Raw genomic sequence first — 23,231 nt, forward strand, 5'->3', positions numbered from 1 at the left:
ATGAATAAACTTACACTCGCCCTCATCTTTATCTTGGAGTGTTTTGCGCTCCCTATTCAATACTTCCTGTTACTGGACGGTACGGAGCTTTCCATTGTCGAGGCCACGGTGCGGTTTTTCAGCTATTTTACCATCCTGACCAATTCGCTCGTAGCCATTTGCTGCGGCTTTTTGCTCCTGCCCAGTGCTATCAAACCAAACCAGTTTTTCAGCAAAAACACCACGCTCACGGCGATTACGGTATATATTCTAATCGTAGGATTGGTATTTAACATCATCCTTAGACCCACAGTGAACTTGATGGGTCTGCATCTGTTGGTTTCGGAGATATTCCATACGCTTGTGCCCTTGCTTTTTCTGTTTTTCTGGATACGATTTGTGCCCAAGCACGCTCTTCCTTGGAATTCACTGCCTAAATGGATGATCTATCCGCTAGTCTACGTCCTTTACACCCTGATTCATGGGATCTATTCCGGGTTTTATCCCTATCCCTTCATCGATGCAGGCAAACTGGGCTTTTCCACGGCAATGACCAACGGACTAGTTGTCTTGTTGGCCTTTGTCATACTGTCGGCCTTACTGATCGCAGTGGGAAAATTGAAAATTAAGGAGAAGGCCTCTGATCGAAGCGTCAGCTAAATACACCACATTCCAGATCCTATGAAAGCTTTTCAAATATGGCAAAACGAACTCAGACGAAGCTTCTCAAAAAACTACAGTATCGCTATGGAAAGATGGCGGAGCGCATGGAGGAGTACTATCACCACCTAGACTTCCGCGGCTTGGATGATTTTGACGACGATGGCTTTGCCTATCTGATGGAGAAGGTGAAGGGCGTAGACATGCTCGATCTCAACGAAACAGATATCGGCAATGAAAGTATCAAACTCTTGATCGGGCTGGAATACGTGAAAGAAATCCGTGCAAAAGGCTGTCACGGTCTAGACAATGACTGTATCCCCTACCTCAGCCAGATTCCATCGCTCGAATTCCTGCACCTCAAATACACCGAGATCACCATAGAAGGGTTGTTGCAACTTAGCGGTCTGCCCAACCTGAAAACTTTGATGTTTTCGGCCGATGACGAAGATGATATCAAGGGAAAGCTACTGGAGTTGCATGCTTTGCTACCCGACTGCGAACTTGTGGTGAACGGGAAACCGCAAAGATTTGAACGGTAGACTAACTGGGATTTGACTGAGAACTTTCCCCCTCACGCGCCGCTGAACATGACGCAATAAGACGCCACAGTGATATCGCTGGCAGTATCGCGCTCAAGAGTAGGATAGATCGTCTTTTGTCCCGATTGCAGCGGAATTCAGAGACGTTTGCACCTCGAAGCAAAAACTTGGCTTTTCTTTTTCTATTGAAAAAAAAAGGCGAACCAGTCATCGTCAAAAATACTAGCCGCTAGACTATAGCGACATGCCATCACCTACCTCAAAAACCATCAAGAATCTTCCGAACTAATCAGCTTTGGCTGCGGTTAACGTCTTTCAAATAAGCAATTTGTCCGGAATTTTTAGATAACGCCCGGGTGCCACCGCTGAATGATGTTTCTCTCAAACCTATTTCCAATTCCACTATGAGCAAGCTATTATCCCCTGTCATGCTGGGGTCCACTACTTTCAAAAACAGAATTGTGATCTCTCCCATGTGCCAATACTCAGCAATCGATGGATTTGCCAATGACTGGCATCTGGTTCACCTTGGTGCGAGAGCTGTCGGCGGGGCGGGGTTGATTATGCAGGAAGCCACGGCTGTGAGCCCAGAAGGACGGATTTCTTATGGCGACTTAGGCCTTTGGAAAGACGAGCAGATCGCGAAATTAAAGACCATTGTTGATTTCCTGCATCTACAAGGTGCCAAAGTGGGGATCCAGTTAGCGCATGCAGGTCGAAAGGCCAGCTGTGAAAAACCTTGGGAAGGCGGCCACCAAATCGCCCCTGACTCGGAAAATGGTTGGAAAACGATCGGCCCCAGCGCGATTCCTTACAAGGAAAATGACCGAGCACCTATCGTATTGGATCAAAAAGACATTAATCGGATCATTCAGAACTTTGTCGATACAGCCCAAAGGGCGCTTCAAATAGGTTACGATGTGCTGGAAATTCACGCCGCTCATGGCTATTTATTACACCAGTTTCTGTCTCCGCTCAGCAACGAGCGCACTGACGAATATGGAGGAAGCTTCGAAAACCGCATCAGACTGACGCTGGAGATCGTAGAGGCAGTCCAAAAAGTATGGGGAGACAAGACATTATTTGTCCGCATTTCGGCAACGGACTGGGTGGACGGAGCCTGGAGCATCGATGACTCCGTCAGCCTTTCCAAAATCCTGAAACAAAAAGGCGTGCATCTAATCGACACATCTTCCGGTGGAAATGTCCTCGTGCCGATTCCTGCAAAACCAAACTATCAAGTGCCTTTCGCCGCACAAATCAAAGAAGAAGCGCAGATACCAACCGGAACTGTCGGACTCATCAACACACCGAAGCAGGCAGAAGAAATTCTTGAAAATGAGCAGGCGGACTTGATTTTCATCGCTAGGGAAAGCCTGCGAAATCCAAATTTCCCACTCTATGCAGCTACCATCTTGGAAGATCAGATCGACTGGCCATCCCAGTACCAGCGGGCCATTCCCACACACGGGGAGTGGAAGTAGTCAGGTGAGGTTTCGTTCGCGCCAATACCTTCACTTGATTCTTATGTCTTACTACCTGATACTAGTGTCTTGATACTTGATACTTCCGGCCCTACTCGCTCTTCAGCGTCTTCGCCGGATTCACCAGCGCAGCCTTAATCGCTTGAGAACTCACCGTCAAGAACGCGATCAGTAGCGCAATCAAGCCTGTGCCAAGGAACACTTTCCAGTCAATCCCGATGCGATAATCAAAGCCAGCCAGCCATTCGCTCATGGCGTACCAGGTGACCGGCACTCCAATGACCATCGCAATTACCACCAGCTTGGTAAATTCGCCTGACAGCAACAGCACTAATCCCTGGACTGACGCGCCCAGCACCTTTCGGACCGAGATCTCTTTGCTCCGCTGCTCTGCAATAAATGCAGCCAGGCCAAACAAGCCCAGGCAAGAGATGAGGATCGCCAAGCCGGAAAACACTGCCGTCAGTGAACTGGTCTGCTGCTGGCTGACAAACTTCTGCGCGTGAATCGCATCGGCAAACTTGTATTCAAAGGGCGAATCCGGATTGAGTCTCTTGAATATCGTCTCCAACTGGGCCATCGTCTCCTGCAGCTGTACGCCGGAAAGCCGGATATGGATGAAATTCTGCTGGATCTTGGGGCCAAAGATCATGATGCCCTCCGGCTTCGCAAAGGGAGATTCAATGATGAAATCCTTCACGACGCCGACCACCCGGTATTCACGGTCCCCATCTTTGACAATCTCCCCGATCGGATCGGCAAAACCCATGAAATCCCTCGCTGTCTCGTTGATCAATACCGCGGTGCTGTCTGCCGCGTTCGTATAGACGTCAATGTCACGACCAGATATCAGCTCCAATCCGGCTGTTTTAACCACATGGGCATCAGCGCCCATACGATTTACTTTTGGCATAAAAGCATCATCTTTCCCCTGCCAACCAATCATATTCGTATCACTATACCCCTCCGTAAAAGGAGAGAAGGTACTGGAGATAGACACGACGCCGGGCAAGGCTTCCACTTCACTGCGAACCGTGGAGAAATCTTTCTTTAGCGGCGCAGTCATCGGGTGAAAGATCAGGTTTTCGGTTTGTAGGCCCAGGTCTCTGTTTTGGACAAAGTTCATCTGGCTTCGGATGATCCACGTGCTGGCTATCAAGATAGCGACGATTGTAAACTGGAAAACCACCAGCAATTCCCTTGGCTTAAACCAACCTCTGGCGCTGCTCATCCGCGACTTCAGCACCAGCGCAGGACGAAATGAACTCAGCAAAAATGCGGGATAGATTCCCGCCAAGATTCCGGTCAGGAAAACATAGCCCAATGAGAAAATCCAGAAATAAGGCTGTGCAAAAGGAAGCGTCAGTTCTTTGCCGATCAACTGATTAAAGCCGGGAAAAGTGACCGAGATCAGCAACAAAGCCAGCAGATAGGCCGCCAACGAAATCAGGATCGACTCAGCCAGAAACTGCCAGATCAGCATGCTCCGGTCCGCGCCAGATACTTTCCTGATCCCCACTTCCTTGGCTCTTTTTTCGCTTTGAGCCGTGCTGAGATTGACAAAGTTGACGCATGCGATCAGCAAGATCACGATCCCGACCAGTCCAAACATCTGGATCAGATCGATCTTTCCTCCAACTGATTTACCGTTTTCAAACTTGCTTCTCAGGTGCAAGTCAGACATTGGAAAAAGAAAGTCGCTCGTATTTTTGACATCTCCTTTCCGAAGGGAAAAATCTTTGAATTTGGCATTGAATGCCTCCAGATCGGCATCCGGACTGAGCATCGCAAAAGTCCTGCAGTTATTATTCCCCCAAAAGTCCTCTACCCAGTTCATCGCTTCGAGCTTTTTGTAAGGCAAAAAAGCCGTGAACTTAAAATTGGTGTTGGACGGCATGTCCTCCACCACAGCCTTCACCTCAAAATCCAACTCGGACTCCACCTTGACCGACTTTCCGATCGCAGACTCCTCTCCAAACAGTTTTTTGGCAACCGATTCGGTCAAGATGATATTGTCGGGAGAACTCAGAGCTGCAATTGGATCGCCTTCCAACACCCGGAAATTGAACATCTCAAAAAACCCGGGATCTACAAAGCTCGTCTGCTCATAGAATGCCTGGTCCCCTACCGACAAGACCATCGGATCCCACTCAGTGACGTGGGTCACCGCTTCCACTTCAGGATACTCCTCCTTCAGTGCGGCAGCATAGGGTGACGGAGTGTAGTCCCAGCTCGAGACGTTCCCCTGATTGACATTGGTGCGCCACACGGCATAGATTCGGTCGGACTTTTCGTACTGACTGTCCACCGAAAACTCAAACTGAATCCACACCATAATCAGCACCGACGCAGCCATGCCGACAGCCAAGCCTCCGATGTTGATCAGGGCAAAGCCTTTCTTTCTAAGGATATTTCTCCAGGCGATTTTTAGATAGTTTTTCCACATGTTGCTAAAGTTATAAAGTTCTAAAGTGGTAAGGTTGTCAAAGTGGTAAAGGTGAAAGGTCGTAAAGTTTCCTAGGGCTGGGAACCGAAACACTACTCAAAACCTCGTAAATCGTATTTCGTAAATCACAAATCCGCTCACTCGCTCTTCAGACTCTTCACCGGATTCATCAGCGCGGCCTTCACCGCCTGCGAACTCACCGTCGCCAAAGCGATGAGAATGGCGATCATCCCTGACAGTGCAAAAACCCACCAGTCGATCTCAATGCGATACGCAAAGTCCTGAATCCAGCGATCTACCACGTACCAGGAAACCGGAATGGCGATGATGATGGATACGAAAACGAGCTTTACAAAGTCCTTGGAAAGAATTGCAACGACTCCGGCTACGGATGCTCCCAGCACCTTTCTAATACCTATCTCCTTGACCCGCTGCTCGGTCGTAAAAGTCGCCAATCCGAAGAGTCCCAGGCATGAAATCAGGATTGAGAGTGCCGTCAGCATGCCGACAATTACGTTCACCGTGCTGTCCGCTCGGTACAATTCGGTAAAGTGATCATCCAAAAATTCGTACTCAAAGGCACGTTCGGGAATGACCGAGTTCCATACGGACTCCAGATGGGCGATGGCTTCTGGAGCCCGATCTCCGGCTATCTTCACCGACGCCTCGTCATAGCCCCAGTCCTTTTGGTTGAAGATGGTCAGCGTCTCGACCTTGTGATGCAGGGTATTAAAGTTAAAATCCCGTACAATTCCGACGATGCTGGCCGCAGAATCCATCCCGCTAAACCCAAATTGCCTACCGATGAGGGATTCGATCGACTTGCCTTCCCCTTCTTCCAACAGCAGTTCGTGAGCCATCGATTCGTTGATCATATAGGCCTTGCCGTAGTCCGATTCCGTCCCGCTGAAATTCCTCCCCGCTATCAGCTCGATCTGATAGACGTCGAGAAAGTCGCTGTCCACCACCACCTGTGAGGTAGCGAGGCTTCGGGCAGGTCCGTCCCCGTGAAAAGTCACCGAGGTCTGGTGCAGGTTGTTACCGAGCCGCTGACCGGATGCCGTCACATTCTTAACTAAGGTACTGGAGAGCAATTTCTCCTTGAGCACTTCGTATCTATCAGAATAGCGGCCTATAGGAAAAGTAACCACTTGGGCATGGGAAAATCCCAGATCTTTCTCCTGCATGAACCTGACTTGTCTGGTCGCAAAAAAGGTGGAAATGATCAGGAAGATCGCACAGCTAAACTGCACGATGACCAGCGCATTGCGAAAATCGGACTTTCGCTTGCCAGACTCGGGCGAGCCTTTCAGGACTTTCACCGGATGAAAGCTCGCCAGATACACCGCCGGATAGATACCGGAAAGCACGCCCACCCCCAATGCACCAAAGACAATTGATGCCAAAAGGATCGGATCGGTAAACAGCGGAAACTCGAGTTTTCGCTGGCTGAATTCATTGAGATAAGGAAGAGTGAGAAAGACCAGAATCACCGCAAGTGCCATCGCGATCATACTGATCAGGATCGACTCGCTGATAAACTGAAGATAAAGCTGGCTTCTGGATGCACCGGAAGCTTTCCTCACACCGATCTCCATCGCCCGGCTGATGGACTTGGCCGAGGAAAGATTTACGAAGTTGATCCCCGCGATAAAGAGGACGATCAGTGCGATGAAGAAAAATATCCGGGTGTAGGCGCCGTCAAATTTCTGATAGTTGAGGTAATCATGAGTGATATCTGTAGATGCGGCGTGAATCTGATCTAAGGGCTGCAGAAACAGCTCATAACCTTTGGCCCCTTCCTCCGACATATGGGCTAGCAAGTAGGCCGGAAACTTGGCTTCCAAAGCCGGAATGTCAGTTCCATCGACCAGTTCAAGGTAAGTGGTCAGCCAGTTTCCACCCCAATTCTCCATGGCCTGAGGCCCTACATAGGTGCTGAAAGAAGTCAATCCGTCAAATTTCAAATGGGAATTTGACGGTGCATCTTCCACAATCCCTGTGACTGTGAAGAAGGTACTGTCCTCCTCCGCCACGGCGAGCACTTGCCCTATCGCCGTCTCCCCACCGAACATCGAGGCTGCGCTCGACTCCGTCAGCACCAGACTTCCCGGCTTGGTCAGGACAGTGGCCGGATCACCTTCCAGCAGTTTGAAATCAAACATCCTGAAGAAAGAAGAATCGGCCCAGACCGCATCAGCCAGTGTGTGGGTCTTTTCGCCCATTTCAAATTTCAGTTCCCCGCCGGGTCTTACCCGGGTGAAGCTGAGAATCTCCGGAAACTCCTCCAGCAGCGTCGATCCCATGGGATACATGGACAAGGCTACGTTTTGGGGCTCGACCATGCCCTCCCACTGCTGCACTTCATTGAGTCGATAGATATTCTTGGTGTGGATCCCGTCAAAGTCTCGCTCGTAGTTCACAAACAGCAGGATGACAATGCAGACGGCCATCCCGATAGAAAGTCCAGCAATGTTTAATGCTGAGAAAAGCTTGTTCTTCCTCAGGTTGCGAAAAGCGGTTTTAAGATAGTTTTTCCACATGGGCTTGAGATTGGAAAATTTTAAAATTGGAAGGTTAAAGGTTGCAAAGTTATAAAGTGACAAGGTGGCCAAGACTAAGCTCGTATATCCTGAATGCTATTCGAGGCTGAGCGGAGTCCGTTTCCTCAAACCATTCGACTGTGGCAAATCCACTTTCTATGCCATCCCAAAACCCCTCAAATCCACCTGATTCCCCGCATTTCTATTATTTCGCCAAAAATCAATCGGACACTATTGTCCGCTGGTGGGCGTTTCACTACGCGGTACGCACAGGTGAGGGTTTACGGGTCAAAACCCTTCAAACAATCCTTACCCTCCAGTTTTCAAGTTGACACCAGCTGGAAGACCCTTTTTAAGACAAGTCCCCCTGATCGTCTTTCAGAAATTCGTTTCTAAAATATGATTTCAAGAATACAGGAAAGTCGGCCAGAGCTTCCCTCTTCAGTCTTGTTTTACGTTGTCTGGACCAATTAAATGCCTGAACACGAACAACTCCCACGCGATTTTCGTAATTTCAGCTAGCACCAAAAACAAAAGGATATGGCTTACTTAAGAAACACTTCCCTCGTATTGCTGTTAATTCTGAGCGCTTCATTTGCGTTTTTTCATCATGGCTGGGCCAATTATGACCAGACGAAGGTCCTTGATTTCGAAACGACCCTTGATGAATCCACCTTTGGAAATCCCCATTCGATGGCCACGGTAAAGTATCAGGATGAAGCCTGGACTGTGTATCTAGCTCCAGCCAGCCGAATGACCGATCGCGGCCTGACTGCAGAGATGATCAAGAAAGGCACAAAAGTCAGACTGGTGGCCTACCCACATAAGACCAAAACCGGAGAGATGAGAGCCGAACGGATCTATGTAGACGGTAAGAAGTACGAGCTGAGATAGCCGTGCAGGAATCTTTAGACTGGCTGGAGCATACCTCCTGGGCGGAGGCAATCCGCCAATCTATGTGGATTTATCCAGCCTTGGAGATCGTCCATATCCTGGGCATCGTCATGCTGGTCGGATCAGCGTTCTTGTTTGACTTTCTTCTATTGGGTTTTTCCAAAAACCTGCCAACCGTCAGCATGTCCCATTACTTGCTGCCTTGGTCCCGGCGAGGGTTGATCCTGATAATTCCCTCGGGTCTGCTCTTGTTCATCACCAATGCAGGGGCACTGGGCTTTGATCCGACCTTTTGGCTAAAGATGGGTTTGCTTGCCGTGGCGGGACTGAATGCGCTGGTATTTCACAGGCGTTTTTCCGGGGGTCAAACTCATCAAACTCAGCTCCCGGCGAAGTCCAAAGTACACGCGCTGGTATCTTTGATGGTGTGGATTGCCGTGATCAGCTGTGGGCGCTTATTGGCTTACTAGATCACCTGATTGGCTTGATTCCTCTGACTGCAAAATGGATCGTTCCGGGCGGTTTTTTCACAGATCCGAAGTCAAATATTATAGATATAAGTCTATGATAATCAGTAAATAACGTAGATACTATTAAATTGAAAAATTCGGGCTTGAGGTGAGATGAACGTGGATCGACAAAAGACAATATCTATGAAAGCGAGCAGAACTTCAACCAACTCTAAACTCATTCAGGGTACCCCAAAGAAGGTTTACGATGCCTTTATAACCAAAGAAGCATTGGAATACTGGCTTGCTCCATACGGTATGACCGGGAAGATTCACGACTTTGATGCAAGAATCGGTGGCGGCTATGATATGTCACTTGTCTATAAAGACCAGAAAACAGAAGGAAAGACAACGGGAAACGAAGACCGTTTCTCCGCGACGTTTGTTGAGCTCCGTCCCTATGAAAAAGTCGTCCAAACCATCAATTTCAAATCAGACAAGAGCGAGTTCACAGACGAAATGATAATGGAAGTGCTCTTGGAAGAAGTCCGAACCAATGCAACGAAAGTGACAATCCTATTTAAAAACATCCCCACTGGAGTTGACCCCAAAGACAATGAGGATGGAACAGAACAGTCACTCGAAAAACTGGCGGAATACATCGAGAACAGTTGAAACTTCTTCTTTAAACTCAATCCTTTCCGATTATTTTTTCCAGCTTCCTACCGACATTTGCCAATGTTTTTTGACAGTTGGCTCTTGAGACCAGCTACTTGATTCTAACAAATTCCCCTACCCCCTTTGTCTAGATTTCCATTCCACAATCGGATTCGGAAATAAAGGGGGAGTCGGCCACCAGTTCCGTCCTCGGTCTTCCTTCTCGATACCAGCTACCAGCTACTTGATACTCAAATCTCCCTTCTTGGTTCTTGGTTCTTGGTTCTTGTCTCTTGGCTCATGATGCTAGATACTATCCTCACTCGCTCCTCAGACTCTTCACCGGATCCATCAGGGCCGCTTTGATGGCCTGGAAACTGATAGTAGCCAAGGCAATCACAACGGCCAGAGCACCGGCAATCCCAAAGATCCACCAGTGAATCGGCACCTGGTAAGCAAATCCTTCCAGCCACTTGTTCATCCCGTACCAGGCAACCGGCGTAGCCACGAGGATCGCCACCAAGACCAGCTTGATGAAATCCCTTGAAAGCAGACCGACAATGGTGCTGACATCCGCTCCAAGGACTTTTCTGATCCCGATTTCCTTGGTTCGCTGCTCTGCCGTATAGGTCGCCAAACCCAGCAGACCGAGACAGGCGATCATGATCGCCAACACTGAAAACGTGGTAAAAATCTTCCGAAACCTGAAGTCAGACTCGTACTGCTTATTGAAATCCTCATCCAAAAAGCTGTACAAAAATGGCCGATGGGGAGCCAGCTTTTCCCATACAGCTCCTACAGAAGCAATGGTCTTGGGCAAGTCGTCCCCTTTTACTTTCAAACTGATATAGCGGCTGGCATACGCTTCAAAAGGCAGCGTCAAAGGCTCAATTGTTCGATGAAGAGAGATGTAGTTAAAATCTTTCACCACACCGATAATTTCACCTTTTCTCCCCCACTGGTCGAATTTCTTTCCGACGGCATCCGCCGGATTGGCATAGCCATACTGACGTGCTGCTGCCTCGTTAATCACCAATGCCGAACTGGAATCTGATGGATAATCTCTCGAATAAGATCGCCCTGCTACCAATTCCAGATTGAAATGGTCGATAAAATCCAGCCCAACCTGAAAGATCGGCTGCGCCTCCTGCTTCATTTCACCTTCGGGAGTCTCGATGGCGGTGCCGGCATTTGGGAAATAACTCCCCGGCACACTCCGTGAAAATGCGACAGAAAGCACATCTGGCATAGACTCGAGCTCACCCTTGAGGACGGCCGACACGTCATTCACCTGCTCGTCATAATTGTAATCCAAGACAAGCATGTGCTCCTTGTCAAACCCCATTTCTTTATCTAGCAAGTGACTCATCTGGGTATAGACCACAATCGTCCCGGCGATCAGCGCAATAGAAAGACTAAACTGAAATACAACCAATCCTTTTCGGAGATTCACTCCCCTGGCGTCGGATTTATTGATGCCCTTGAGGATCATCACCGGCCTGAAACTTGATAACACCAGAGCTGGGTAAGAACCCGCCAAAATCCCGATGACTAACAGAATTCCTACAAAAACAGGGATCGTCTGTGTATTCAATATCTGATTGACTTCAAACACTTTGCCTGTCAGATCATTCATAAACGGTAGAGCTACGGTCACCAAGAGCAGACCTACTGCCGCTGCGAAAAAAACGATGATCAAAGACTCTCCCAAGAACTGAAAAACAAGACTGCGTCGGTCGGCACCGATGGATTTTCTGATCCCCACTTCCTTGGCCCGCTCCATGGATCTTGCCGTGGATAGGTTCATAAAGTTGATCATTGCGATGATCAGGATGAACAGGCCAATGACCGAAAAGACATAAATATTGGGCAGCGAACCTGTCTCTCCCGGCTGACGCAATGCGGTAGTTCTGAGGTACACATCGCTGAGTGGCTCGATGGCGATGGTATAGCCATAGCCGTTGTCACCGTTTCTTCTTTCTATAAAATCCGGGATTTTTGCCTCAAAAGCTGATCGTTCAAACTGGTCATTGACCAGGAAATACGTGTACGTATCCACATAACCCCATGCATCAAACACATCCGGCCTTGACTGGCGGAAAGTCTCCAACGAAAGCAGCGCATTAAACTTGAAATGGGAATTGGAAGGCACGTCCGCCATCACACCAGTCACCGTATAATCGCCTGCGTTGGATCTGCCTGCTGACTCACTTCCTTTAAGGGTTTTGCCTAAGGCGCTCTCATTGCCAAAGTATTTTCTGGCAGTTGTTTCGGTCAATACCACGCTGTACGCTGCAGCCAATGCAGTCTTGGGATTGCCCTCAATCAACTCCCAGCTAAACACATCAAATACCGTGGAATCCATAAAAAACACCCCGTCTTCCTGCGTGATGTTATCTCCTACCGTAAACAAGATATCGGACCTTCCCGAGAATTGTACCACGTTTTCAACTTCAGGGAAATCCAGCTTCAAAGCTGGTCCTACAGGTGCATTACCCCACACCCAAAACGGCTGGGCTTCTGCTCCTTCGGTCACGCCCTCCGGAGATCTTGAGCCATGTGTCACCTGGTAGATCCGGTCGCCGTTCTCGTGGTAGTTGTCATAGGACAATTCATCCTGCACAAACATGAAGATGAGCAGGCAGCACGCCATGCCCACTCCCAGTCCGAGGATGTTGATGAAAGAATAGACCTTCTTCTTCAGAAGATTTCTATAGGCTATTTTGAGGTAGTTTTTCCACATGGTTTTGGAATTGGGAAATTGAAATGTTGAAAAATTAAGAGATGGAAAATGCTGAGGTCTAATCGGGTTGCTGTGTATGCCCTCCGACCTTCTACTTCCATGCCAGTCCAAATGGCGCAAAGGGCACCAAAATGCCATAAATACTGGCAAATAGCCATTTCCCTTCGGACATTACTGTCCGTTAGTGGGCAAAAGGCGGGAACGTTGGAGGATGGGAAGTTGGAAGCTTCTACAGTGGGGAAGTTGCAGGGCTATCTTCCAGCTATTGTAGTAGCAGTCACCGGACATCTTTCCAATGTCTGCATTCTTGATTCTTGGATCTCGTCTCTTGATTCTTAACAATGAGATTGCTTCGTCGTCGTGCCTCCTCCTCGCAATGACGATGCCGAATCCCAAATGCTACTCACTTTTCAAGCTCTCAATCGGATTGACCACCGCGGCCCGGTAGGATTGAGACAGAATTATCCCCAAACTGATCAACAAGATTGAGCCCACTCCGATCCCAATTGAAACCACTCCGATAGTTACCCTTGAGGCAAAGAAATTCAGCCATAGGTTGTTGATGAAATAAGCCGCCGGAACCGACACGATAACGGCCACACCCAGCAGTTTCATAAATCCCTTTGAGAGCAGGTAGATGATCTGCGGAATACTTGAACCCAGCGTTTTCCGGATTCCAATCTCTTTAACGCGGGTTTGGGCTGTGTACATCGCCATTCCCAACAATCCCAGACAGGATACAAAGATCGCCAAAAACGAAATCAAGCCGATCACCGCCGTCACCTCGCCCAGCACCTGATGGACAAAAAGCAGCTCCTGATCCAAGTATTTGTAAGAAAACTTCGAATCGGGATTGACTTCCTTCCAGGCAGCTTCCAGAGATGCCAAGGTTTGTGTGGGATTTTGGCCGGAGACTTTCACCAAGGCAAAGTCCATAGCCTCGCTCCGGTTGCGCAGCACGAGACTTTCCATTGCTCGGTCTGGGGAGAGAAACTGGAAATCCTTCACCACTCCAGCGATCTGCACATTATGGAACTCTCCTCCGTCGTTCAAAGTCAATTGCTTCCCGATGGCTTGCTCATTGCTTCCCAAATTAAAGTTCTTGACCGATAGCTCATTGACGAGAATCAGGTTTTCACTGCCTTCAATCGGGAGGTTCTTCCCAGCTACAATATTCAGATCCAGCACATCGACCGTGTGGCTGCTGATGTCAAAAAAATTGCTCTGCAATGTGTCCAGAGGAAAGTCCGGATTGATCGCTTCCAAACCAAAATTCATGCCCCCACCAGGGATCAAAGACGTCGCTCCAACCCCGGATACCGCGGGATTGGATTCTACCGCCTGCGCAAAGCGCTGGTAATTGTCAGGATTATAAAGCTTGACTCTCACGATGTTATCCTTGTCAAACCCATAGTCAAAGTTGAGCATATGCCTCGCTTGAGATTGGATCAAAACGACCGAAACGATGAAGATCAATGAGATGGAAAACTGGATCACCAGGAGGATATTCCGGATTCCCATGCTTTTGAAAACCCTCACCCCGCTCAGCTTATTAAAAAGATTGACCGGGTTTAGCTTGGCCACATAGATCGCCGGAAGCACCCCTGCTACGACCCCAACCAAGATGCTAAAGGCAAGAAAAATCAAAATTGCGGGAAGACTTTGGCTGAAGGAGATCTTCAGGTATTGGTTGAAGGTCAGTCCGTCTACACCCTGCTCGAGGATCTGAAGCATCAGAAACGCAAAGAATAGCGAGCAAAGAGAAATCACGATCGCTTCGGTGATAAACTGCACAAAAATCTGTGTTTTATTGGCTCCCGACACTTTTCTGACTCCCACTTCTTTCAGTCGGGTCAGTGATCTGGCCACAGCCATATTGGTGTAATTCAGACATGCCGAAAACATCACAATCAGGCACAAGACACCCAAAATCCACAACACAACCTTCGGAATTGAGACATGTGTCGTATTGCTGATAAAGTCCGCCGGTGAGAGATCATTCAAAGCCATAGCCTTAAACGAGTGTTTGTTGTCGTATTTCGGGCTGTAGATTTCCTCGGAAATCTTATCCAGATTCGCCTGAAGGTCCGCTTTGCTTTGCCCTTCTTTCAACAGGACATAGGTATAGTTAGTCCAAACATTATCCCAGTTATTGTCTTGATTGCTCATGACTACCCCTTCGGGTAAAGATTTCATGGTACTCAGCGAAGCGAGAAACTTAAACGGCAGGTGCGTCTTTCCCGGATTGGGATTCAGCACGCCAGTGATCGTAAAGTAGCCGAAATCCGTCTCTGAATTTCCCTCCTCAATATCCACGGCCCTCATGTCTTTGTCATGGAAAGCCACCGACTTGCCCAGTGCCGATTCGCCTCCAAAAAGAATTTCAGCCATATCTGCAGTGATCACGAGGGAATAAGGCTCACTTAGAGCGGTATTGGGATCACCTTCTTTAAAATCGAAGTCAAGAATCTGAAACAGATTACCGTCGGCAAAGTAACCACCGCCGGTAGCGAATTTATCCTCATAGACCACGTCTCCTCCGATTTCGCTGTTGATCCCCGCCGCCGCTTCGATGATGGGATATTCGGTTTTCAGCTTTTCAGCCAGAGGCAAAGCAGAACTTGCAGTCTCCCCGTTGTTTTCCTGGTAGCGCGTCGTATGAACCCGATAAATCCGATCCTTTTTGGAATGATAGGTATCGTAACTGTACTGATCGATCCCGATCATGATGATGAGCAGGCAGACGGACATGCTGACAGCGAGTCCGAGAATGTTGATCAGGCTAAAAGATTTGTTGCGGATGAGGTTCCTCCAGGCGATGATGACGTAGTTCTTGAGCATACCCCTTAGATTCAAATCAATCCCAAAAGGTTACAGGAACCAGTGATCAGTTGCAAGTCTCAGTGTTCAGTGATCAGCCAAAACCATTCAATACCTTGAGAACCAAGTAACGAAGTCCGCATTCCCGGCAGCGAACCGGCATCTAATCTCTATACTCTGGGCTCTCGTTTCTTGACTCTCAGCTCTTGGTTCTTGACTCTTGGTTCTAGCTACTTGATACCAACTACTTGATACTCAAAAAATCACTCGCTCTTCAAGCTCTTTACTGGATTCATCCGTGCGGCCCGAAGTGCTTCTATGCCCACGGTCAGCATCGCTACACCAATTCCCAACACAGCCGTCAAGGCAAAGAACCACCACTGAATCTCGATCTGATAGGCAAACTCTTTCAGCCAAATCTGAACGCCGTAATAGCTGATCGGAAAGGCGAGGAGAATCGCAATCATTACCATCTTGATGAAATCCTTTGAAAGCAAAGTCACAATCCCGAAGACAGATGCTCCGATTACTTTGCGCACTCCGATTTCTTTGATCCGGGATTCGGTATTGAAGGCGGCCAAACCAAACAATCCGATGCAGGAAACGAAGATCGAAAGCACCGCACCTGCCGTGATCATCTGTTTCCAGCGGGCCTCCTGTTCGTAGCGCTTCAGGTTGTTCATTTCTTCAAAGCTGTAATCGAACGGCATCAACGGCACGTGTTTCCGAAATACCGCCTCAATCGATTTGAGCGTTTCGGCCGTGTTATCCGGCTGTAACTTTAGGAAAAGCGTCTGCAAGCGGTATCCCGGATCCTGCGTGAGCACCAGCGGAGCGATCTTCTCCTTGAGCGATGCAAAGTGATAATCCTTGATCACTCCCACTATCGTCATCTTCTTATTTTTCCATTCAAAGTTGACCTCTTGACCCACCGCTTCCGTCCATCCAACTTCCCGCAAGAAGGCTTCATTGACCAAGATGGACTCGGTCGGATCGGTGGCAAATTCTGAAGAAAAATTACGGCCTTCCACTAATGGAATCTCAAGCGTGGACAAAAATTGGTCATCGACCCCGATGTATCCAAAGTCTACCGCCTGCTCTCCGACCTTGGCTCCGGTGCCATTGTAATTGCCGTTGAAAGCGGCCACTGAAGCTACTCCCGGAAGCGCTTCCATCTCGCTTTTCACTATACTCAAATCCTTCACACCACGGAATCCGTCAAGCTTCACAAGTTGCTCATCGTTGTACCCCAGATCAATCGTAGTGAGGTAGTTGAACTGGGAGAAGATCGCGATCGTGCCGACCACGAGACAAATCGAAAGGGTAAACTGAAACACGACCAGACCTCTGGTCAGGTAGTTTTGCTGCAAAAGCTTTCCCCGCTTGTAGAGGCTGCTCGAAGGACTGAAACCCGAAAGCACCACCGCAGGATAAAATCCCGCCACCAATCCCGTAACCAGGAACAAAGCGCCAAACAACAAAACGAGCCCTTTGTCAAACAGGTAGGAAATAGCCAAGTGCTTATTGACTAAAGCACTGAATGTCGGCAAAACCATCTGCAGCAACAGAAAAGCCAATACGAAGGCGATAAACGTCAGCAGAAATGACTCGGTCAGAAACTGAAATATCAGCTGTTTGCGCTTTCCTCCCACCACCTTGCGGATTCCCACTTCCTTGGCGCGCTTGAGCGACCTTGCAACTGCCAGATTGATGAAATTAATACATGCGATCGCAAGGATAAAGATGCCTATTGCCCCCAGGATGTAGGAGTAGACGGGATTGCTGCTGCGGGCCAGCCCGTTGCGGTCCCCGGCAGCCTCCGCATCCAAGTGGATGTCCAAAAACGGCTGAAGACTGAAGCCAACACGCTGCCCTTCCCCCGGAGAGTCGCCTTCCTTAATATGGGCCGCAAACACCCGATCCATCTTTGACCCAACTTCCCGATAGTCGGCCCGGGGATCGAGGAGGATAAACGTATTCATGTAAAAACCCATCCAAGCAGAATCAGTCCAGCCCTTTGATTCCTGAAATTGAAAGGAAATCATGCTGTCAAACTGAATAGAGGAGTTTTGTGGGATGGACTTGACTACGCCAGAAACCGTAAAGGGCTCAAAATCATCCCCAAGTTTGATCTCAATGATTTTGCCGACGACGTCGGTAGATCCGAAATAAGACATCGCCATATCCTCCGTAAGTACGATGGACCCAATGTCTGAGAGGACTGTCCCTGCGTCGCCGCTGAGCAAGGGGAAACTGAAGACCTTGAAAAAATCCGGATCTGCAAACAACACTTGGGAATTGAGCAGTTCGTCTCCCTTCCGGAAGACAGTGGCAGTGGATTGGGTTCGGATCGCTTCTTTGATCTCAGGGATCTCCATCTTGAAGGTCGGTCCGTGAATCGCATTGGTACTTGCTATCGTCGAAGTATCCTGATCGGATGAAAACGTCACCTTGATCCGGTAGAGCTCCGCTCCCCGCTGCTGAAAGCGGTCGAAACTCGCTTCGTCGGTGATATAGCAGGATCAGCATGCAGCACGCCAAGCCCAAGGCAAGCCCACCGATATTGATCAGAGAAAATGCCTTACTTCTGAGTAAGTTTCTCCAGGCGATCTTCAGGTAGTTTTTCCACATGGTCTTTAGATTGGAAAATTGAAATATTGGAAAATTGGAAAATTAGGAGTTCGAAGGTTTGAAAGTGATATCCTTGGATAGGCTCAGCACAAGAGGTGGTAAAGTTGTAAGGTGTCACCCTGAGCTCGGTCATTGAGCTTGTCGAAATGGGATAGAAGGGTTTGGTTTTCGTCATCGCGAGGGAGGCACGATACGAAGCGATCTTGGGGGTAATAGGTTGTCGTGATTCTAATGGTTGTCATTGTTGTAGTAGGTTGGACTTGGTACTTTGTCCATGGTACTTCTTGTCTCTTGGTTCTTGACTCTTGCGTCTTATGTCTTGATTCTAAATACTTGATACTCAAAAATCACTCGCTTTTCAAGCTGTCCACCGGATTGGCCAAAGCAGCTCGCAGCGTATTCATACTGACCACCACCAGAGAAAGCGCCAATACCACCACTCCTACTCCGACAAATAGCCAGAAATTAATGTCAATGTGATACGTGTAAGTCTCTAGCCATGCATTCATTCTCCAATAGGCGAAAGGCACCGCCAGACAAAACGCGATCAACACCAGCTTGAGAAAATCCTTGGAAATCAACAACAAAACCTGAGGGACGGAAGCGCCCAGCACTTTTCGGATGCCGATCTCCCGGAAGCGTTTTTCTATGGTAAAAGAAGCCAATCCAGCCAATCCGATGCAGCAAATGAAGATCGCAATCGCCGAGAAAATCGTGATGATTTTGCTGATTAGCTCTTCTGACAAAAACTTTCTCCCAAACTCCTGATCTACAAACTGATATTCAAAAGGGACTGCCGGATTGTACTTTCTGAAAACACCCTCTACAGCATCCAGTCCAGCCTGTATAGGGGTTCCTTCAGTAAACCGAACACTGATCGAGTAGGTCCTTGTCGGGTCAAAATAAATCATCAGCGGATCTACCGGGTTGAATGGGGAATCCATAATGACGTTATCCATCACCCCGATTACGGTGTAGTCCGTGTTTCCATATCTCATTGGCATGCCAACTGGTTCCTCCAAACCCATGGCCTCCACCGCTGCTAGGTTTAGGATCAAAGCTGAGGAATCGCTCGGCATTCCTGTAAAATCTGTTCCTTCCAACATCTTGACTCCCATGGTCTCTGAGAAATCCACATCTGAATACAATCCTGACATCAACAGATTCATATCGGTGGGCTTTCCTTCCCAGCTCGGTGAAGGAGATCTCCACCAAATACTCGTAATGGGGGAAAATGTCCGGGTGGCCGCATGGACCATTCCGGTTTTGAGCAATTCGTCTTTGATTATGGCGAAGTTTTGCTGAATGTCCTCGGTGGAGGAGATCATGATGAGGTTATCTGGATTGTAGCCGATATCCCGGTTTTTGATGTGCTGGATCTGCTGGTAAACGATCAGCGTACCCGAAATCAGCAGGATCGAGATGACAAACTGCCCAACGACCAGGATATTTCTTGGCAGCACAGCCTTCTCGCCAGCAAGGAAAGTGCCTTTCAGGATCTTGATCGGGTTGAAAGAAGAAAGGTAGATAGCTGGATAGCTTCCGGCGATCAAGCCGGTGAAAGTCACCACAGCCAATGAAATGATCCAAAAAACCGGAGAGCTGAGATCCAAAGACCGCGTCTTTCCGGCCAATTGATTGAATGCCGGCATCAACAGGAAAACGGAAACCACCGAGATGAAAAAGGCCAATAATGTCAGAGTCATGGATTCAAAAAAGAACTGAATCATCAACTGTTTTTTGCCTGAACCCAAGGTCTTGCGGATTCCAACCTCCTTTGCCCTGCGCTCCGAGCGGGCGGTAGACAAGTTCATAAAGTTGACACAGGCAATCAGCAGGATGATCACCGCGACTATCGAAAAAAGCCGGACATAAGTAATCATGCCCCCCGTATTGATTCCATCCTTAAACTCGCTATAGAGTCTCCACTTGCTCATCGGGAAAGCAAAATAGGTGCTGATCTCTTTGTCAGGTGGATTGTTTTTGATTTTTAGGTCGGTGATTTTTTTGGACAGTTCATCCGGATTGGTTCCGGGCTGTACCTGAAGGAAGACATTCCAGGACGAATTGGTCCAGTTGGTCATCGCCCGCGTCAAACCCTCGTCTGAGTAATTGAACAGATGAACGTAGTCAAACTTAAATGAAGAATTCCCCGGCGAATCCTTTAGAATCGCGGTGACGGTTACTTCCCTGTCATTATCGATCTTCAGCGTTTTGTGCATAGGATCGGCATCTCCGAAAAATGACTTGGCTGCTGATTCTGTCAAAATAATGGAACTGGGATCGGGAAGTGCTGTTTGGGCATTACCCTGGAGAAACTGCCAGGAAAACACGTCAAAGTAATTTTCGCTGACGGTCATCCCATCTTTGCGCAGCTTGACATCTCCAAAAGCAAGAATATGTGATTCAGCATAAGTGGTCATTACTGCTTTTTCAACCTCCGGAAGCTCCTGTTCAAGAGCCTGAGAAAGTGGAAACACCATGTTTTTATCGGTAAAAATCTGATCGTTGTAATCCCGATTGGCCATCACCTGATAGATGTCCTCATAGTTCTGATGAAACTTATCGTAGGTAAGTTCATCGTACACCCACAGCAGTATAAATATGGTGCAGGTACAACCCAGAGAAAGGCCGACCAGATTGGTAAGCGAAAACATCTTGTTTCTCAACAGGTTCCGGTAGGCGATTTTAAAGTAGTTGATCCACATTAGACTGAATGATTTTAAAATGAAGGAACTTGTCCGCCGTGGCGGATTGTAGAATTATAGGCCGGAAGTAGAGGGTTTGAAAGCTGGAAGTTGGAGGTCAATTAGCTCTTGACCCCCCACTTCCAAGCCCCTTGCTTTCCCGCTTCCCTATCGTGACTTCTTATGTCTTGATACTTGATATTCAAATCTCGCTATGACTTTGCTTCCACTCCGCTCAGCATGACGGATACGAGTGTCTCACTACTTTGTACTTGGTACATGTCACTTGATACATCTTACTCGCTCTTCAGCGTTCTTGCCGGATTGGTCAGGGCAGCTTTGATGGATTGAAAAGCCACCGTCGACACCGCGATCAGCATTGTGACTGCACCTGTAGCCGCAAACACCCACCATTCTATCCCGACACTGTAGTCATAATCCTTCAGCCATTCATCCATAATGTACCAAGCGACGGGAATTGAAATGAGGAAGGCGATACCGACCAACTTTAGAAAGTCCTTGGAAAGCAGAACTGAAATACCGGCGACGCTCGCTCCCAAGACCTTTCTCACTCCGATTTCCTTCAGACGATTTGCAGCCATGTAAGTGGAAAGGCCAAACAATCCCAGACAGGAAATCACAATGGTCAGAACCGTAAAGACGATGGACAGCTTAGCGGTGCGTGTGGTATCATCAAATTTTTTGGCGTATTGCTCATCCGCAAAATTGTATTCGAAAGGGAAATTCGGGTTGAATTCTTCAAAAATCCCCTGAATCGCTGCGATGTTTTCGGCCATCGGACGGTCTGGATTGAGGCGCATGTGCATCACATTATACCAGGAGGATGGTCCAAATACCATCAGTGGATTGACCGGATCGTAGGGCGATTCAAAGATGAAATCCTCAATAATCCCCACGACGGTGAAATTCTGTTCTCCATCAGTTACGATCTGGCCAAGCGGATTCTCCAGTCGCATCTTTCTCACGGCAGTCTCATTCAGAAGAATGGCTGTTGAATCGGTCGGAAACTGATACACATCGATGTCGCGGCCTTCTACCAGTTTTGTCCCCATGACTTTCATAAAATCCGCATCCGAACTGAATCTGATGAAGTCGAGCTTATCATCTTCCGGCGTGCTTCCAGGCCAGGAATAGCCCCAGCCGTCGCTGTATCGTTGGGTAATCGGACTCATGGATTTGGTGATTGCCTGAACTGATCCGCTGCCCAAAAGCGACTGTTTGATTGCATTGTAATGTTTTTCGACATCTCCCTGTAGAAACACGTAGATGAGATTTTCCTTGTTATAACCGAGATCTCTGTTTTGTGCATGACTGATCTGCCGCTGGATGATGATCGTGGAGACAATAAGTACTATCGCAAAGCTAAACTGGAGCACCACCAATATCTTTCGGGGATTGACCGCTGAGGTCGCAGAACGGAAGGTGCCCTTCAACACCTTCACCGGACTGAATGAGGACAGAAAGAATGCGGGATAGCTCCCTGCCAACAGGCCCGTAAACAGGATAAATCCTATCAGCTGTATCCAGAAAAGAACGTCTGTGTAGGGTAAAAAGAGTTGCTTCCCGACCAGGGTATTGAAGGAAGGGAGTGCCAACTGAACCGTCAAAAGCGCAACAATACCCGCGACCATAGCGATCAGCGTACTCTCCGAGATGAACTGTAGGATAAGCGAGGTTTTCCTGGCGCCCACCACTTTTCTCAACCCGACTTCTTTGGCTCTCTTCTCACTTCGGGCGGTACTCAGATTCATGAAGTTGATACAGGCGATAACCAAGATAAACGCTGCGATGAACGCAAACATGCGTACCGTAACGACTTTACCTCCGACGAGCTCGCCGTTTTCACTTTTCCCATAGAGATGCACTTGCGAGAGCGGATAGCTGAAAACTTCCGTGACAGTTCCGTCATTGCTATGATCCTTGGTGATGTTTTTGACTTTCTCGTTAAATCCGGCATGAGAGGCATTTTCCGCCAGCAACACATACGTCTCAATGGAGTTGTTACCCCAATACTCGTCGTCCCAGCCCAGCTTTTTCATGTAAGCCCAGGAGAAAAAATAATCCGCCTGGAAGCGGGTGTTGTTTGGCAGATTCTTCAATACCGCGGTGATGGTAAATATGTCCGTGCTATCGACCTTTACGCTTTGTCCCAAGGCATCCGCCGTACCAAACAGCTTCTTGGCAAAGTCCTCGGTCACCACCATATTGTATGGATCTGACAATGCTGTAGTACCGTTGCCCTGCAGCATCGGAAAATCCAACATGTCAAAAAACTCCGGATCGACAAAAGCACCCGACTCGTTCATTTTCTTGTCTCCCACCGTGAGGAGGAAGCCCATATCGGTCACGCGGACCGCCTGCTCTACCTCTGGATAGTCCTTTTCAAGAGTAGGCGCCATGATCTTGGGAGTCGTCCCCCACACCCAAAATTCGCCACTGAAGGTATCTCGGTTGTACATCCTGTAGATCCGATCCGACTTGGGATGATCCCGGTCCATGCTCGTTTCATTTTGGATCCACAGCAGGATTAGGATAGCAGAAGCCATCCCTATACCCAGCCCACCAATGTTGATAAAAGCGTATCCTTTACTTCTGATGATGTTTCTCCAGGCGATTTTGAAGTAGTTTTTGAGCATTTTTAGGAGGATAGAAAATTAAAATTACTTGTCCGCCGT

The 23,231-nt window shown here is 48.3% G+C and carries 14 protein-coding genes; 6 read left to right on the forward strand and 8 right to left on the reverse strand.

Annotated features, from left to right (window positions below; genetic code table 11):
• From G459_RS0109770 to G459_RS0109780, 3 genes are all read left to right on the forward strand, one after another.
• Window positions 1-639, forward strand: a complete 639-nt coding sequence (locus G459_RS0109770) for a Pr6Pr family membrane protein (RefSeq protein ID WP_026967494.1) — start codon at window positions 1-3, stop codon at window positions 637-639.
• Window positions 640-677: 38 nt separating this feature from the next.
• Entirely contained in the window at window positions 678-1,181 is a 504-nt protein-coding gene (locus G459_RS0109775; protein ID WP_026967495.1) for a hypothetical protein, read from the forward strand.
• A 404-nt stretch (window positions 1,182-1,585) separates the two neighbouring features.
• Window positions 1,586-2,665: an NADH:flavin oxidoreductase/NADH oxidase gene (locus tag G459_RS0109780; RefSeq protein WP_026967496.1), complete on the forward strand. Its 1,080-nt coding sequence runs from the start codon at window positions 1,586-1,588 to the stop codon at window positions 2,663-2,665.
• A gap of 91 nt (window positions 2,666-2,756) precedes the next feature.
• Here G459_RS0109780 and G459_RS0109785 read toward each other — a convergent pair whose 3' ends face one another.
• Together G459_RS0109785 and G459_RS0109790 are read right to left on the reverse strand one after the other, a co-directional pair.
• The gene (locus G459_RS0109785; protein ID WP_026967497.1) at window positions 2,757-5,111 is read right to left on the reverse strand and encodes an ABC transporter permease; all 2,355 of its coding nucleotides are present in this window, start codon (window positions 5,109-5,111) and stop codon (window positions 2,757-2,759) included.
• A 137-nt stretch (window positions 5,112-5,248) separates the two neighbouring features.
• Window positions 5,249-7,654: an ABC transporter permease gene (locus tag G459_RS0109790; protein ID WP_026967498.1), complete on the reverse strand. Its 2,406-nt coding sequence runs from the start codon at window positions 7,652-7,654 to the stop codon at window positions 5,249-5,251.
• A gap of 540 nt (window positions 7,655-8,194) precedes the next feature.
• On the opposite strand from G459_RS0109790, the gene G459_RS0109795 reads away from it, so the two are divergent.
• The 3 genes from G459_RS0109795 (at window position 8,195) to G459_RS0109805 (ending at window position 9,672) form a co-directional block, all read left to right on the forward strand.
• On the forward strand, window positions 8,195-8,548 hold the full coding sequence (locus G459_RS0109795) for a DUF6152 family protein (RefSeq protein ID WP_026967499.1): 354 nt from the start codon (window positions 8,195-8,197) through the stop codon (window positions 8,546-8,548).
• Between the two features lie 2 nt (window positions 8,549-8,550).
• Complete coding sequence (locus G459_RS0109800) at window positions 8,551-9,018, forward strand: DUF6644 family protein (RefSeq protein ID WP_026967500.1); 468 nt, start codon at window positions 8,551-8,553, stop codon at window positions 9,016-9,018.
• 183 nt (window positions 9,019-9,201) lie between these two features.
• The gene (locus tag G459_RS0109805; RefSeq protein WP_035455617.1) at window positions 9,202-9,672 is read left to right on the forward strand and encodes an SRPBCC domain-containing protein; all 471 of its coding nucleotides are present in this window, start codon (window positions 9,202-9,204) and stop codon (window positions 9,670-9,672) included.
• 301 nt (window positions 9,673-9,973) lie between these two features.
• On the opposite strand, the gene G459_RS0109810 is transcribed toward G459_RS0109805, so the two are convergent.
• From G459_RS0109810 to G459_RS0109830, 6 genes are all read right to left on the reverse strand, one after another.
• Window positions 9,974-12,397 (reverse strand): ABC transporter permease, encoded by a 2,424-nt coding sequence (locus G459_RS0109810; protein ID WP_026967502.1) that lies wholly within the window; start codon window positions 12,395-12,397, stop codon window positions 9,974-9,976.
• Between the two features lie 399 nt (window positions 12,398-12,796).
• Window positions 12,797-15,238, reverse strand: a complete 2,442-nt coding sequence (locus tag G459_RS0109815; RefSeq protein ID WP_026967503.1) for an ABC transporter permease — start codon at window positions 15,236-15,238, stop codon at window positions 12,797-12,799.
• Between the two features lie 242 nt (window positions 15,239-15,480).
• Window positions 15,481-17,667 (reverse strand): ABC transporter permease, encoded by a 2,187-nt coding sequence (locus tag G459_RS27180; protein WP_245588158.1) that lies wholly within the window; start codon window positions 17,665-17,667, stop codon window positions 15,481-15,483.
• Window positions 17,582-17,848 (reverse strand): ABC transporter permease, encoded by a 267-nt coding sequence (locus G459_RS30395; RefSeq protein WP_245588159.1) that lies wholly within the window; start codon window positions 17,846-17,848, stop codon window positions 17,582-17,584. The genes G459_RS27180 and G459_RS30395 overlap by 86 nt, the downstream gene beginning before the upstream one ends.
• 347 nt (window positions 17,849-18,195) lie before the next feature.
• Complete coding sequence (locus G459_RS0109825) at window positions 18,196-20,556, reverse strand: ABC transporter permease (protein ID WP_026967504.1); 2,361 nt, start codon at window positions 20,554-20,556, stop codon at window positions 18,196-18,198.
• 275 nt (window positions 20,557-20,831) lie between these two features.
• Complete coding sequence (locus tag G459_RS0109830; protein WP_026967505.1) at window positions 20,832-23,192, reverse strand: ABC transporter permease; 2,361 nt, start codon at window positions 23,190-23,192, stop codon at window positions 20,832-20,834.
• Window positions 23,193-23,231 lie beyond the last annotated feature (39 nt).

It is taken from the genome of Algoriphagus terrigena DSM 22685, from assembly GCF_000429445.1.
GTDB classification, from domain to species: Bacteria; Bacteroidota; Bacteroidia; order Cytophagales; family Cyclobacteriaceae; genus Algoriphagus; species Algoriphagus terrigena.

Excerpts from the sequence above, each read along its gene's own strand:
- G459_RS0109770 (WP_026967494.1), top strand. The coding sequence starts at position 1 with ATGAATAAACTTACACTCGCCCTCATCTTTATCTTGGAGTGTTTTGCG.
- G459_RS0109775 (WP_026967495.1), top strand. The coding sequence starts at position 678 with ATGGCAAAACGAACTCAGACGAAGCTTCTCAAAAAACTACAGTATCGC.
- G459_RS0109780 (WP_026967496.1), top strand. The coding sequence starts at position 1,586 with ATGAGCAAGCTATTATCCCCTGTCATGCTGGGGTCCACTACTTTCAAA.
- G459_RS0109785 (WP_026967497.1), bottom strand. The coding sequence starts at position 5,111 with ATGTGGAAAAACTATCTAAAAATCGCCTGGAGAAATATCCTTAGAAAG.
- G459_RS0109790 (WP_026967498.1), bottom strand. The coding sequence starts at position 7,654 with ATGTGGAAAAACTATCTTAAAACCGCTTTTCGCAACCTGAGGAAGAAC.
- G459_RS0109795 (WP_026967499.1), top strand. The coding sequence starts at position 8,195 with ATGGCTTACTTAAGAAACACTTCCCTCGTATTGCTGTTAATTCTGAGC.
- G459_RS0109805 (WP_035455617.1), top strand. The coding sequence starts at position 9,202 with ATGAAAGCGAGCAGAACTTCAACCAACTCTAAACTCATTCAGGGTACC.
- G459_RS0109810 (WP_026967502.1), bottom strand. The coding sequence starts at position 12,397 with ATGTGGAAAAACTACCTCAAAATAGCCTATAGAAATCTTCTGAAGAAG.
- G459_RS0109815 (WP_026967503.1), bottom strand. The coding sequence starts at position 15,238 with ATGCTCAAGAACTACGTCATCATCGCCTGGAGGAACCTCATCCGCAAC.
- G459_RS30395 (WP_245588159.1), bottom strand. The coding sequence starts at position 17,848 with ATGTGGAAAAACTACCTGAAGATCGCCTGGAGAAACTTACTCAGAAGT.
- G459_RS0109825 (WP_026967504.1), bottom strand. The coding sequence starts at position 20,556 with ATGTGGATCAACTACTTTAAAATCGCCTACCGGAACCTGTTGAGAAAC.
- G459_RS0109830 (WP_026967505.1), bottom strand. The coding sequence starts at position 23,192 with ATGCTCAAAAACTACTTCAAAATCGCCTGGAGAAACATCATCAGAAGT.